General features: G+C 73.0%; 13 protein-coding genes. 9 read left to right on the forward strand and 4 right to left on the reverse strand.

Annotated elements, in window-relative coordinates:
• Nucleotides 1–79: 79 nt before the first annotated feature.
• From ABH931_RS21420 to ABH931_RS21450, 7 genes are all read left to right on the forward strand, one after another.
• Nucleotides 80–403, forward strand: coding sequence for a DUF1330 domain-containing protein (locus tag ABH931_RS21420; RefSeq protein ID WP_370115595.1), 324 nt, complete (start codon nucleotides 80–82; stop codon nucleotides 401–403).
• Nucleotides 404–473: 70 nt separating this feature from the next.
• The gene (locus tag ABH931_RS21425) at nucleotides 474–2,318 is read left to right on the forward strand and encodes an ABC transporter ATP-binding protein (protein ID WP_370115597.1); all 1,845 of its coding nucleotides are present in this window, start codon (nucleotides 474–476) and stop codon (nucleotides 2,316–2,318) included.
• Between the two features lie 118 nt (nucleotides 2,319–2,436).
• Entirely contained in the window at nucleotides 2,437–3,411 is a 975-nt protein-coding gene (locus ABH931_RS21430; RefSeq protein WP_370115599.1) for a serine hydrolase, read from the forward strand.
• 238 nt (nucleotides 3,412–3,649) lie between these two features.
• A complete protein-coding gene (locus ABH931_RS21435) occupies nucleotides 3,650–5,218 on the forward strand; it encodes a Na+/H+ antiporter (protein WP_370115601.1) in 1,569 nt (522 codons plus the stop codon).
• A 122-nt stretch (nucleotides 5,219–5,340) separates the two neighbouring features.
• Nucleotides 5,341–6,270 carry an SIS domain-containing protein gene (locus tag ABH931_RS21440; protein ID WP_370115603.1) on the forward strand — a complete coding sequence of 310 codons (930 nt, stop codon included), beginning with the start codon at nucleotides 5,341–5,343 and terminating at the stop codon, nucleotides 6,268–6,270.
• On the forward strand, nucleotides 6,267–7,448 hold the full coding sequence (locus tag ABH931_RS21445; RefSeq protein WP_370115605.1) for a 1-phosphofructokinase family hexose kinase: 1,182 nt from the start codon (nucleotides 6,267–6,269) through the stop codon (nucleotides 7,446–7,448). The genes ABH931_RS21440 and ABH931_RS21445 overlap by 4 nt, the downstream gene beginning before the upstream one ends.
• A gap of 137 nt (nucleotides 7,449–7,585) precedes the next feature.
• Nucleotides 7,586–8,410 carry a class II fructose-bisphosphate aldolase gene (locus ABH931_RS21450; RefSeq protein WP_370115607.1) on the forward strand — a complete coding sequence of 275 codons (825 nt, stop codon included), beginning with the start codon at nucleotides 7,586–7,588 and terminating at the stop codon, nucleotides 8,408–8,410.
• 42 nt (nucleotides 8,411–8,452) lie between these two features.
• Here the strand turns inward: ABH931_RS21450 and ABH931_RS21455 are convergent, their stop codons facing one another.
• Both ABH931_RS21455 and ABH931_RS21460 read right to left on the reverse strand, forming a co-directional pair.
• The gene (locus ABH931_RS21455) at nucleotides 8,453–8,593 is read right to left on the reverse strand and encodes a hypothetical protein (RefSeq protein ID WP_370115609.1); all 141 of its coding nucleotides are present in this window, start codon (nucleotides 8,591–8,593) and stop codon (nucleotides 8,453–8,455) included.
• Entirely contained in the window at nucleotides 8,590–9,372 is a 783-nt protein-coding gene (locus ABH931_RS21460) for a DeoR/GlpR family DNA-binding transcription regulator (protein ID WP_370115611.1), read from the reverse strand. Before ABH931_RS21460 ends, ABH931_RS21455 begins: the two co-directional genes overlap by 4 nt.
• A 159-nt stretch (nucleotides 9,373–9,531) precedes the next feature.
• On the opposite strand from ABH931_RS21460, the gene ABH931_RS21465 reads away from it, so the two are divergent.
• Both ABH931_RS21465 and ABH931_RS21470 read left to right on the forward strand, forming a co-directional pair.
• Nucleotides 9,532–10,794 (forward strand): nitric oxide synthase oxygenase, encoded by a 1,263-nt coding sequence (locus ABH931_RS21465; RefSeq protein ID WP_370115613.1) that lies wholly within the window; start codon nucleotides 9,532–9,534, stop codon nucleotides 10,792–10,794.
• A gap of 44 nt (nucleotides 10,795–10,838) precedes the next feature.
• Nucleotides 10,839–11,063, forward strand: coding sequence for a hypothetical protein (locus tag ABH931_RS21470; RefSeq protein ID WP_370115615.1), 225 nt, complete (start codon nucleotides 10,839–10,841; stop codon nucleotides 11,061–11,063).
• Nucleotides 11,064–11,091: 28 nt separating this feature from the next.
• Here the strand turns inward: ABH931_RS21470 and ABH931_RS21475 are convergent, their stop codons facing one another.
• Together ABH931_RS21475 and ABH931_RS21480 are read right to left on the reverse strand one after the other, a co-directional pair.
• Entirely contained in the window at nucleotides 11,092–11,769 is a 678-nt protein-coding gene (locus tag ABH931_RS21475; protein WP_370115617.1) for an alpha/beta fold hydrolase, read from the reverse strand.
• Nucleotides 11,770–11,863: 94 nt separating this feature from the next.
• Nucleotides 11,864–12,772, reverse strand: a complete 909-nt coding sequence (locus tag ABH931_RS21480) for a carbohydrate ABC transporter permease (protein WP_370115709.1) — start codon at nucleotides 12,770–12,772, stop codon at nucleotides 11,864–11,866.
• Nucleotides 12,773–12,775: the final 3 nt, after the last annotated feature.

A 12,775-nucleotide genomic window follows, 5' to 3' on the forward strand; every position in this document is an offset into this window, starting at 1 on the left:
TGCGGGCGGCTCGGACAGAGTGGGGTCATCGAAGGAACCCCGCACCACACCGCACCACCGAGCGCTGAGGAGCAGCGAAATGACCGCCTACGCGATGGCCCACGTCCACTCCGTCGAGTTCGGCCCGCAGATCGTGGAGTACCTGGAGCGGATCGACGCCACCCTGGACCCGTTCGGGGGCCGCTTCCTGGTGCACGGCAACCCGGTCCAGGAGGTCGAGGGAAGCTGGAAGGGCGACCTGATCCTCATCGAGTTCCCGGACCTGGACCGCGCGCGGGCCTGGTGGGACTCCCCCGCCTACCGGCAGATCGCACCGCTGCGGACCCGGCACATGGTCGCGGACATCGTCCTGGTCCCGGGCGCGCCGGAGGGCTACCGGGGCGCGGACTCGCTGCGCCACTGAGGCCACCGCCACAGTAGTAGTGAGCAAAACTCACTATTAGCCAGAGCAATAGTGAGTTATGCTCGACCTCATGAAGCCTCCCGGTCCCGACTGGACTCCCCCGCCGCGCGATCCCGACGCGCCGCGGCAGCCGCGGCAGCTGCGGCGCATCCTGCGGCTGTTCCGCCCCTACCGGGGGCGGCTCGCGGTGGTCGCGGTGCTGGTCGGGCTCTCCTCCCTGGTCTCGGTCGCCTCGCCGTTCCTGCTGCGGGCGATCCTGGACGTCGCCATCCCCGAGCGCCGCACCGGCCTGCTGACCGTGCTGGCCGTCGGCATGGTCGCGGTCGCCGTGGCGAACTCGGTGTTCAACGTCTGGCAGACCTACCTGTCGACCAATGTCGGCCAGCACGTCATGCACGACCTGCGCACCGCCGTCTACGCGCACCTGCAGCGGATGCCGCTGGCCTTCTTCACCCGCACCCGCACCGGCGAGGTGCAGTCACGCATCGCCAACGACATCGGCGGCATGCAGGCCACGGTCACCTCCACCGCCACCTCGCTCGTCTCCAACACCACCACGGTCGTCGCGACCGTCATCGCCATGGCGGCCCTGGACTGGCAGCTGACCATCGTCTCGCTGCTCCTGCTGCCGCTGTTCGTCTGGATCAGCCGCCGCGTCGGCAACGAGCGGCGCCGGATCGCGGGCGAACGGCAGCGGCAGCTCGCGGCGATCTCCTCGATCATGCAGGAGTCGCTCTCGGTCTCCGGCATCCTGCTCGGCCGCACCATGGGCCGCTCGCGCGCGCTCAGCAAGGAGTTCGCGGACGAGTCCGCCGCACTGGCCGACCTCGAGGTCCGCGCCGACATGGCCGGACGCTGGCGCCAGTCGACCATCCAGATCGTCATGGCCGCGATGCCGGCCGTCATCTACTGGGCCGCCGGGCTCGCCGGCGCGCACGGCACCGCGATCTCGCTCGGCACGCTCGTCGCCTTCACCTCCCTCCAGCAAAGCCTGTTCCGGCCGACGGTCTCGCTGCTGCAGGTCGGCGTCGCGGTGCAGGTCTCGCTCGCGCTGTTCCAGCGCATCTTCGAGTACCTGGACCTGGTGCCGGACATCACCGAGCGCCCGAACGCGGTCACCCCGCCGGGCCGGGCCCGGGGCGAGGTGCGGTTCGAGGGCGTCGGCTTCCGCTACGACAACCGCCAGGAGCGGCCCACGCTCCAGGACGTGAGCCTGACCGTCCCGCCGGGCGGCAGCCTGGCCGTGGTCGGCGAGACCGGCTCCGGCAAGACGACACTGAGCTACCTCGTCCCGCGCCTGTACGACGTGACGCAGGGCCGGGTCGCCATCGACGGCACGGACGTGCGCGACCTCAGCTTCGCCGCGCTCGCCGACGCGGTCGGCGTCGTCTCCCAGGAGACCTACCTCTTCCACGCCTCCGTCGCCGACAACCTGCGCTTCGCCAAACCCGACGCGACCGACGCGGAACTGGAGGCGGCCGCCCGCGCGGCGCAGATCCACGACCACATCAGCTCACTGCCGGACGGCTACGCCACCCTGGTCGGCGAGCGCGGCTACCGCTTCTCGGGCGGCGAGAAGCAGCGCCTGGCGATAGCCCGCACCATCCTGCGCGACCCCCCGGTCCTGGTCCTCGACGAGGCGACCAGCGCCCTGGACACCCAGACCGAGCAGGCCGTCCAGCAGGCGCTCGACACACTCTCGGCCGGCCGCACCACCATCACGATCGCCCACCGCCTCTCCACCGTGCGCGACGCGGACGAGATCGTCGTCCTGGACGCGGGCCGCATCGCCGAGCGCGGCACCCACGACCAACTCCTCGCCCTGGGCGGCCACTACGCGGCCCTCGTCGCCCGCGACGGCGGAGGGGAGCACTCCCTCACAGGCCGTCAGGACGCCTCCGAACTGATCACGTAACGATTACTCTTTCTGCGCAACCGATCCGACTTTCGGAATGTCTGCAGTGTCGACGAGGTGTCAACTTGCACACTCGTAAGACAAGCGAACGTATCCGACGTCGGAAGGATCCATTTCGGTGGCATCATCCTTCAAAGCGCGCGCCAAGCGCGCGCTGGCCGGGGGGCTCGGCGCCGTCGCCGTCGCCACTCTGGCTCCCCTGGGCCTCGCGGCCCAGCCGGCCGCCGCGGCGACCGCCCCCATCTGCACCTCCAGCACCCACCCCGCCCTGGCGGCCAAACTGTCGCGGGACATCAACTCCGCGCTGAGCGGCCGCACGGACACCTACGCGCTCAACGTGTGGGACCCGCACACGGGTGTGTACTGCTCCGTGCACCCGTACTGGCACTTCGACTCCGCCAGCATCGTCAAGGCCACGATCATGGGCGCGCTGCTGTACTGGCGAAAGGGTCAGACCCTCACCGCCGCCGAGGTCGCGCACCTCAAGCCGATGATCGAGAACTCGGACAACAACGCGGCCACCTGGCTGTGGAACTACGTCGGCCGCACCCGGATCCAGCGGTTCCTCAACGCGGCGGAGATGACCACCACCTATCTCGGCCCGGGCGGCTACTGGGGTCTGACCCAGGTCGACGCCCGCGACGAGATGCGGCTGCTCAACGTCTACACCGACCGGACCGACCTGCTCACGCCGAACGCGAAGGCGTACGCGCTGAAGCTGATGGCGAGCGTCGAGTCCGACCAGCGCTGGGGCACCCCCTACGGCACGCCGGCCGGGGTCACCGCGCACGTGAAGAACGGCTGGCTGCCGCGCGCCTCCCTGGGGTGGCGGGTGAACAGCCTGGGCATCTTCACCGGTTCCGGCCGTGACTACCGCATGGCCATACTGACCGACAACCAGTCCACGATGGGGTACGGCATCACCACCATCGAGCGCATCGCCCTCCAGGTCCACCGCGACCTGGGGACGTACGGGGCCACCGCGAGCCACACGGCCCCGCGCACGCTGCCCGCGCAGACGCAACCCGGCATGGACGCCCCGCAGAGCCCGGCCGGTGACGGCTCCGCGCCGTTCGGCACGGTCCAGGGCTGACACCCCGGTTCGGCCCGTCCTGCTCGTCCGACCGCCCCCGGCGCACCTCGCGCCGGGGGCGGTCGCGCGTTCGGGCTTGCGTTCGACCAGGGCACCTTGACAGGATCTTTACGAGCCCCCGAACGCGCCGTGCACGCCGGGGCCGCGCGAGGTGAGCCGGGAAGGCTGGTCGGCGAGCCGGGGTCGAGACGCCCCGGGGCCGTCCGTTGCCGTACGAGAACCGGAAGCACCCGCGCCGATGACCGATCTGACCGCCGTACTGCTGCTGGTGGGCCTCGCCACCCTGGTGGCCACCGGGGCCCGCCGGTGGAGCCTGCCCGCTCCGTCGCTGCTGGTGGTGGCCGGGGTGCTGATCGGCGCCCTTCCGTTCACCCCCGATCTGCACGTGCCGCCGGAGGTCATCAGCATCGGTGTGCTGCCGCCGCTGCTCTACGCCTCGGCGGAGGAGATCGCCCTGCGCGACCTGCGCCTGATCTGGCGTCCGGTGGCGATCCTGGCCTTCGGGCTGGTGCTCGCGTCGGCGGCGGTCGTGGGTCTGGTCGCGCGGGCGCTGACGCCGCTGGCCGCGCCGATGGCGTTCGTTCTCGGCGCGGTGCTGGCCAGCACCGACCCGGTCGCGGTGACCGCGCTCGGGCGGCGCCTGTCGCTGCCGCCGCGGATCCAGGTGATGGTGCAGTCCGAGAGCCTGTTCAACGACGCGACCAGCCTGGTCCTGTTCAAGGTGGCGGTGGGGACGGCGGTCGCGGCGGGGTCGTTCTCGGTGCCGCGTGCGGCGGGCGAGTTCGTGGTGCTGGGCGGGGGCGGGGCCGTCGTCGGGCTGCTGGTCGCGCTGGCGGTCGCGCAGATCCGCAGGCGTACCGAGGACCCGGTGCTGGAGACGGTGGTCGCGCTGGTCACCCCCTATGCCGCCTATGTGCTGGCCGAGGACGCGCACACGTCCGGGGTGACCGCCGTGGTCGTCGCGGGTGTGGTGCTGGGCTCGATGGGCCACCGGCTGACCGGCGCGCGGATCCGGCTGCAGGTGCACGCGGTGTACCAGACCGTCGTCTTCCTGCTGGAGAGCGTCGTGTTCGCCGTCATCGGGCTGGAACTGCCCTCGCTGATCCACGATCTGAGCCCGGGCGAGAAGATGTGGCCGCTCGGGGTACTGGCCATCGCGGCGACGCTGATCGCGACCCGGATGCTGTGGGTCTTCCCGATGTCCGCGGCGATGCAGCGCAGGCGGGGCGGCGGGACGGTCTCCTGGCGGGTACCGGCGGTGATCTCCTGGGCTGGCACGCGCGGGGTCATGCCGCTGGCCGCCGCGCTCTCGATCCCGCTGGTGGCCGACGACGGGCAGCCGCTGCCGCACCGCTCGCTGGTGCTGGTGCTGACCACGGGTGTGGTGGTGCTGACGCTGGTGCTCCAGGGCTTCACGCTGGCGCCGGTGGTGCGGGCCTCCGGCATCGCCCTGGAGCCGGCCGTGACCGCGCGGGAGGAGGCCGAGGCCCGCGACCGGCTGGCCCGGGCGGGCCTGGCGCGACTGGAGCAGGTCGCCGACGTGGAGGCAGCGCCGGAAGTCGTGGTGGAGCAGCTGCGGCGCAGTCTGCAGGCGCGGCTCGACCATGCGCAGGCGCAGTTGCACGAGGAGCCCGACGGGGACGCGACGCTGATGGCGGCCCACCGGGACCTGCGCCACGAGCTGATCCGCGCGGAGACGGCCGAGCTGGCCCGCCTGTACGCGGAGCGTCGGATCACCGACGGGACACGGCGGCGGCTGCAGCGGGTACTGGATCTGGAGGAGGCGGGGTTGGCCGAGGACGAGTAGTCCCGCCACCGCGACGCGTGGCGCCCCGTCCGGCCTTTCGCCGGGCGGGGCGTTTCGTTTTGCGCCCGCGCTCGCTATGCTCGGTCTTGCTCATCTTGATGCTCAAGTGAGCATTACTGCGCATGACAATCCGAGAGAGGGTGCCAACGGTGACCGCCGCTTCGCAGACCACGTTGGAGATCGATTCCCAGCCCGCGTGCTGGCAACGCGCGCTGGACCTGCTGCCCTCCGTCGCCGGTCTGCTGCCGCGCGCCGGCGAGCGCGTCGCCGTCGTCGGCTGCGGCACCTCCTGGTTCATGGCCCAGGCCTACGCCGCGCTGCGCGAGAACGCCGGGCTCGGCGAGACGGACGCCTTCGCGGCGTCCGAGGCCCCCCTCGGCGAAGGCTTCTCCCGGCGCTACGACCGCGTCCTCGCGCTGACCCGCTCCGGCACGACGACCGAGGTGCTGAGCCTGCTGGAGGCCGTGCGCGGCACCGTCGCCACCACCGCGATCACCGCCGACCCGCAGACCCCGATCGCGGCACTGGCCCAGGACCTCGTCGTGCTGGACTGGGCGGACGAGCGCTCGGTGGTGCAGACCCGCTTCCCCACCTCGCAGATGGTGCTGCTCCGTGCGCACCTGGGCGAGTCCGTCGGCCACCTGCCCGCGCAGGCGCAGGCCGCCCTGGAGCAGGAGCTGGAGCCCGAGCTGCTCGCCGCCGAGCAGGTCTCCTTCCTCGGCCGCGGCTGGAGCTACGGCGTGGCGCGCGAGGCCGCGCTCAAGGTCCGTGAGACGGCGGCCTGGTGGACCGAGTCCTACCCCGCGATGGAGTACCGCCACGGCCCCATCGCCATCGCCCGCCCCGGCCGCGCGGTGTGGAGCCTCGGCCCGCTCCCGGACGGCCTGGCCGAGCAGGTCGCGGCGACGGGCGCGCACCTGGTGGCCGCGCGTCACGACCCGCTGGCCGAGCTGGTCAAGGTGCAGCGCCTGGGTGTCGCCCTCGCCGAGAGCGTCGGCCGCGACGTCGACAACCCGCAGCACCTGACCCGGTCGGTGGTGCTGTCCTCGTGATCGTCACGGTCACGCTGAACGCCGCGCTCGACATCACCTACGTCGTCGAGGGCGGCGTGCGGCCGGGCGCCACCCACCGCGTCCGCTCGGTCGCCGAGCGGGCGGGCGGCAAGGGCGTCAACACGGCGCGAGTGCTGGCCTCCCTGGGCGAGCCGGTCCTCGCCCTGGGCCTGACGGGCGGCGCCTCCGGCGCGGCCCTCCTCGCGGAGCTGGACACGGCGGGGATCCCCCACCGCTTCACCCCGGTCGCGGGCTCGACGCGGCGGACGGTGGCGGTGGTGGCGCAGCCCCTGCCGGGCGCGACGCCGGACACCGGCCACCCCGGCGACGCGGCCGGTGGGACGAGCGGATTCGGGCAGCCCGGGCCGCAGGCGCCGGACCCGGACCGCCACAACCCCGCCGGACACAACGCCCCCACGCACGACGGGACGGCCGATGAGACGAGCGGACTCGGGCAGCCCGGGCCGCAGACACCGGACCCGGACCGCCACAACCCCGCCGGACACAACGCCCCCACGCACGGCGGGGCGGACACTGAGGTGACCGGGTTCTGGGAGCCGGGGCCGGAGGTGTCCGACGGGGAGTGGGAGCTGTTCCTCGCGGAGTTCCGGGCCGTGGTCCGCGACGGGGTCCGGGCCGTGGTGCTGGCCGGGAGCCTGCCGCCGGGGGTACCGCGCGACGCCTACGCGCAGCTGGTCCGCCTCGCGGCGGACGCCGGGGCGCCGACCCTGGTCGACGCGGACGCGGACGCCCTGCGCGAGGCGCTCGCGGCCCGGCCCGCCCTGGTGAAGCCCAACGCCGAGGAGGCGGCACGCGCGCTCGGCGACGAGGCGCCGTGCGGGCCGGACGTCCCGGGGGCGCTCGCGCGGCGGCTCGTCGCGGCCGGGGCCGGGGCTGCTGTCGTGTCCGCCGGGGCAGCAGGGCTCGTGGCGTGGTGGGACGGGCGGATGCTCGCCGCCGCGCCGCCGAGGGTCGTGGTGGGGAACCCCACCGGCGCCGGGGACGCCGCGTCGGCGGCGCTGGCGCTCGCCCTGATGCGGGGCTCCGCTCCTGAGGACGCCCTGGCCCACGCGGTGGCGCTGTCCGCCGCCGCCGTCGCCGCACCGCTCGCGGGGGACGTCGACGCCCAGGTGCTCGCCGAGCTCGAACCCCTGGTCACGGCACGCCCCTTGTCCTGAACCGCCACCGCCACCCGCCACCCGCCGCACGCCACGCGCCACCCGCCGCCCGCCGCCCGCCGCCCGCCGCTGCAGCGGATGCGCCGACCCACCTGCCAGCCACCCCACCGACCTACCGGATCCTGGAGCGACCCGCCGTGCCTCTCGTCCCTCTCCCCCATCTGCTGGCCGAACGGCCCGTCTTCGCCTTCAACGTGATCCAGATCGAGCACGCGGAGGCGATCCTCGCCGGCGCGGAGCAGGCCAAGGCTCCGGTGGTGCTGCAGATCAGCGAGAACGCCGTGCGCTACCACGGCGCCCTCGCACCGATCGCGACAGCCACCCACCTGGCCGCCGAGCGCAGCAGCGCCCGCGCCGCGCTGCACCTGGACCACGCGACCGATACCCGGCTGATCCACGAGGCCGCCGACTGCGGCTTCGGCTCGGTGATGTACGACGGCTCGACCCTGCCGTGGGCACAGAACGTGGAAACCACCGCCGAGATCGCCGCCTGGTGCCACGAGCACGGGCTGGCGATCGAGGCCGAGCTCGGCGAGGTCGGCGGCAAGGACGGCGCGCACGCGCCGGGCGTGCGCACCGACCCGGGCGAGGCGGCGGAGTTCGTGGCCCGCACCGGCGTCGACGCGCTGGCCGTCGCCGTGGGCAGCGAGCACGCGATGACGACCCGGACCGCCGCCCTGGACCTGGACCTGATCGGGCGTCTGCGCGAGGCCGTCCCCGTTCCGCTGGTGCTGCACGGCAGTTCGGGTGTGCCGGACGCGACACTGGTCGCGTCGGTGGGGGCGGGGATGCGGAAGATAAACGTCTCCACGCACCTGAACCGCCTGTTCACCGAGGCGGTCCGCGACGCGCTGGCGGCCGACCCGGCGCAGGTCGACCCGCGCAAGTGGCTCGCGCCGGGCCGGGACGCGGTGGCGGCGGAGGTGGCCCGGCTGCTGGGCCTGCTCGACACCGCGTCCTGACGTCCCGCCCGCCCGCCGTCCCGCAACGGGCGGTGCGCGGGCTCAGACGCCGCCGAGCAGGAACCGGAAGACGTGCGGGGCAGCCCAGGCGACCGCGTACCAGACGGCGACCACGGCGAGCGCCGAGGCCGTGAACAGGAGCAGCGTCCGGCGCCGGGGCCCGCGGGCCCGCGCCGGGTTCACTCGCCCGCCGCCGTGAGCACGCGGACGTCCGCCGCCTCCAGGGCGGTGAGCTCCGGCTGCGCCGGGGTGACGTCGGTGACCAGGGTGTCGATCTCGGCGAGCGGGCAGATGGCGGCAAAGGTGGCCCGGCCGAGCTTGCTGCCGTCCGCGAGGACCACGCGGTGGGCGGCGACGCCGAGGAAGGAGCGGTCGGTGTGCGCCTCCATCTCGTCGTGGGTGGTGCAGCCGGCGGCTGCGCTGAGGCCGTCGACGCCGATGAAGGCGTAGTCGAGGCGGTAGCGGGCCAGGTGCTGGTCGGCGGCCGGGCCGACCAGCTCGTAGCTGGCGCTGCGAGCCTGACCGCCGATCACGACGAGGCGGATCTCCGGGCGGACGATGAGGTCGGCCGCGATGTTCACGGCGTTGGTCACCACGGTGAGGCTGCCCTGCCCGCCCCCGCAGCGCTCCGCCAGGACGTGGGCGAGCTCGCTGATCGTGCTGCCGCCGGTCAGACCGACGACCGCGCCGTCGGGGACGAGTGCGGCGGCGGCCTCGGCGATGCGGCGCTTCTCCTCCTGGCGGCGGCCCGCACGGTGACGCAGCGGCAGCTCCAGGTTGACCGTGCCGGTGACCGCGCCGCCGTGGGTGCGCCGCAGCAGGCCCTGCTCGTCGAGCGCCTGAAGGTCGCGGCGGACGGTGGCGCCGGAGACGCCGAGCAGGTCGGCGAGCTGGTGCACGTCGGCGCTGCCGGCACGGGCGACGTGGTCGAGGATGCGGGCGAAGCGATCAGCCTTGAGCATGCGGGGAGTCTACGGAACAACGGGCGGCAACCGGCGCGGTAAGGCTGCGAACGTGTTCGAGCGGGCGTGAGCATAGCCGGAGGCCGTCACTCCTGTCCCACGAATCAGGCACTCTGCGTGCTCGCCGCCGCACCTACGGTACCCATGGGCGTGGGAGGGATGTCCTTGCTGTTCACTCGCCATCGCAAGCTGCTGCGCAGCGTCGCCTACGAGTCACCGTCCATCGCGACCCCTGTCGTGCCCGCGCCGCGGGGGTGTCCGGTGGTCCACCAGCGCCCGTCGGATCCTGGGCACGCCACAGCGCCGGGCCCGACGCCCGGCCCCGCGACTGCCGCGCCTGCCGCGCCGACGACGCTGCTCGCGGCCGCCGAGGAGTTCGTCCGCCTGTTCGCCGCCGAGGCCGCACAGCCGGATGATCCCGAGCCGCGGCTGCGCGAGGTCCGCGCCGAGGTGGCCGCGCGCGGCACTTACACGCACACGGCGGACGAGCTGGCCTTCGGCGCCCGTGTCGCCTGGCGCAACGCCGCGCGGTGCATCGGGCGACTGTACTGGCGCAGCCTGGTCGTGCGGGACCTGCGGCACGTGCGGCGTCCGGACGACATCGCCGAGCAGTGCTTCGAGCACCTGCGGCTGGCGGGGAACGGCGGGCGGATCCGGCCGCTGGTCTCCGTCTTCGCCCCCGACCAGCCGGGACATCGCGCTCCCCGGCTGCTCAACGAGCAGCTGGTGCGGTACGGCGACGACCCACGCAGCGCCGAGCGGGCCGCGCTGGCCGGGGAGCTGGGCTGGAAGGGCGGCAAGGGTCCGTTCGAGCCGCTGCCGCTGCTGGTGCAGTCCTCGCCGGAGCGCCCGCCGGACTGGTACGAGCTGCCCGACGACGCCGTCCACGAGGTCCGGCTGAGCCACCCGACCGAGCCGGGCTTCGCCGATCTCGGGCTGCGCTGGTACTCCGTGCCGGCGGTCAGCGACATGACGCTGGAGATCGGCGGCATCCGGTACCCCTGCGCGCCCTTCAACGGCTGGTACATGGGCACCGAGATCGGCTCGCGCAACCTCGCCGACAAGGCCCGCTACGACCGGCTGCGAGCCGTCGCGGTGCTCTTCGGCCTGGACACCTCCAGCGAGCGCACGCTGTGGCGGGACCGGGCGCTGGTGGAGCTGAACGCGGCGGTGCTGCACTCGTTCACGCGCGAGCAGGTCACCGTCGCCGACCACCACACCGAGTCACTGCGTTTCCTCACCCACATCGAGCGCGAGCAGCGCTACGGCCGCCGGGTGCCGACGGACTGGTCCTGGATCGTGCCGCCGCTGTCCGGCGGTGCGACGGCGGTCTTCCACCGTTACTACGACGCGCCCGACCCGCACGCCCGCCCCGCCTACCTGCGCCGCGACGGCGCGTGGGGGGAGCCGTACGGCGACTGACGCGCCGGTCGCGGGGTGGCCGGGCCGGTGGGAGCATCGGTGGCATGGGCGAATGGCAAGGTGGAGCCGGGCCGCCCGGCGTGAACGTCATGGTCTGCGGCGGGTGCGGCGCGGTGACGGAGTGGACCCCGTGGGGCCGCTGCTCGTGGGAGTGCTACGAGCAGCCCCGGGAGTCGCCCGAGGAGCAGTTGGCAGCGAACGAGGACGCGCCTCGGGCGTTCGCGTACTTCACGGGGCGGCAGGCGTTGGGAGGCGGCGCGGGCGAGTAGTGGCACGGCTGGAGTGAGCAGCCGTGTATCAGGCGACGTCGGGCGGCAGTGCGCCGAGAACGGCGGCGAGGCTGTGCGGGTCGCGGCGGGCGATGTTGTGACCGACCGGAATCTCGTGGACCTGCCAGCCCCGGTCGTTGCGCAACCGTTCGGTCAGGGCCACGAACGGGCTGTCCGGCCACGCGCCACCACTGATGAACGTCTTGATGGGCGGGCGGCCGCGGTGGCCTCCCAGCGTGACCGACTGGACGAGGCTCGCCATCGGGTGCGGTCGCGCGCGCGGGTCAAGCCCGTCAGGAACGGCGACCCACCGCCCGTCTGTGCGGGCGCCGGCGATGAACAACTCCCGGAATTTCTCGCTGGTCAACGACCAACACGAATCCCCGTCGTCCGGGACGTAGGCGTCGATGAAGACGAGCTGATCGAGGCGGTCGCCGAGCCGATCCGCGACACCGGCGATCACCATCCCGCCGTAGCTGTGCCCGCACAGCGCCAGGGGCGTGTCGTCGCCACGGGCGATGATCTCGGCGACCTGGTCGATATGGGCATCGAGGTTCGGCGGACGGTTCACGTCGGTCGGGCCGTCCAGCTCCAACCCCGACAGGGTCACCGCCTCGACGTGGTGACCGTCTCGGCGCAGCTCGGCAGCCACCGAGTCGAAAACCCATCCGCCCTGCCAGCCACCCGGCACCATCACGAACTTCACCGCGTCATCGTAGGTCAGCCCGAACGCGACGAGTACAGGCGGCGCGGCACGGGGGCAGGGGGCGCCGCAGCCGGTGCGGCGCCCCCTGCCCGGTTCAGCCCTTGGTCGCGCCCAGGGTGAGACCGGCGATGAAGTGGCGCTGGAGGATGAAGAAGAGGATGACGGTGGGCAGGGCGACCAGGACGGAGCCGGCCGCGAGCAGGTTGTAGTCCTGGAAGTACTGTCCCTTCAGGTTGTTGAGCGCGCTGGTGACCGGCATCTTGTCGCCGGAGGACATCAGCACCAGCGCCCACAGGAAGTCGTTGTAGATCCAGGCGAACTCCAGTGTCGCCAGCGCGGCCAGCGCGGGGCGGCACAGCGGCAGGGTGATCCGCCAGAACTGGGTCCACACGCTCGCGCCGTCCATGATGGCGGCCTCGCGGAGCTCCTCCGGCAGCGCCTTCATGAAGTTGGTCATCACGAAGACGCAGAACCCGGTCTGGAAGGCGACGTGGATGGCGATGACGCCCCAGTAGGAGTCGTACATCGTCAGCGAGTCGGACATCCAGTACGGCAGCGGCACCCGGGTGAAGAGCTCGTACACGGGCGTCACCATGACCTGGGGCGGCAGCAGGTTGCCGGCGGTGAACAGGATCAGGATGAGGAACCCGCCTCGGATGCGCACCCGGGTGATGCAGAACGCCACGAACGAGGCGAAGAAGAGCGTGAGCAGCACCGCCGGGACGGCGATGATCAGCGTGTTGAGGAAGTGCTGCGCCATCCCCGACTGCGTGAACGCCTCGCGGTAGTAGTCGAAGCTGAGGTGGCGCGGCCAGGAGAAGTAGCCGTACTTGGCGGTCTCCTGGTAGGGCCGCAGGGAGGCGTAGACGGCCAGCAGCAGCGGCGCCAGCCACAGCAGCGAGACGGCGGAGAGAAAAACGTGCAGTCCGAGCCGGCGCGGGGGGACGGAGGGACGGTCGGACGCCCCCGCCCCGGAGACCTTCGGCGCGCGGCCCGCGGTGATCGC

Source organism: Streptacidiphilus sp. MAP12-33, assembly GCF_041261265.1.
Classification (GTDB): domain Bacteria; phylum Actinomycetota; class Actinomycetes; order Streptomycetales; family Streptomycetaceae; genus Streptacidiphilus.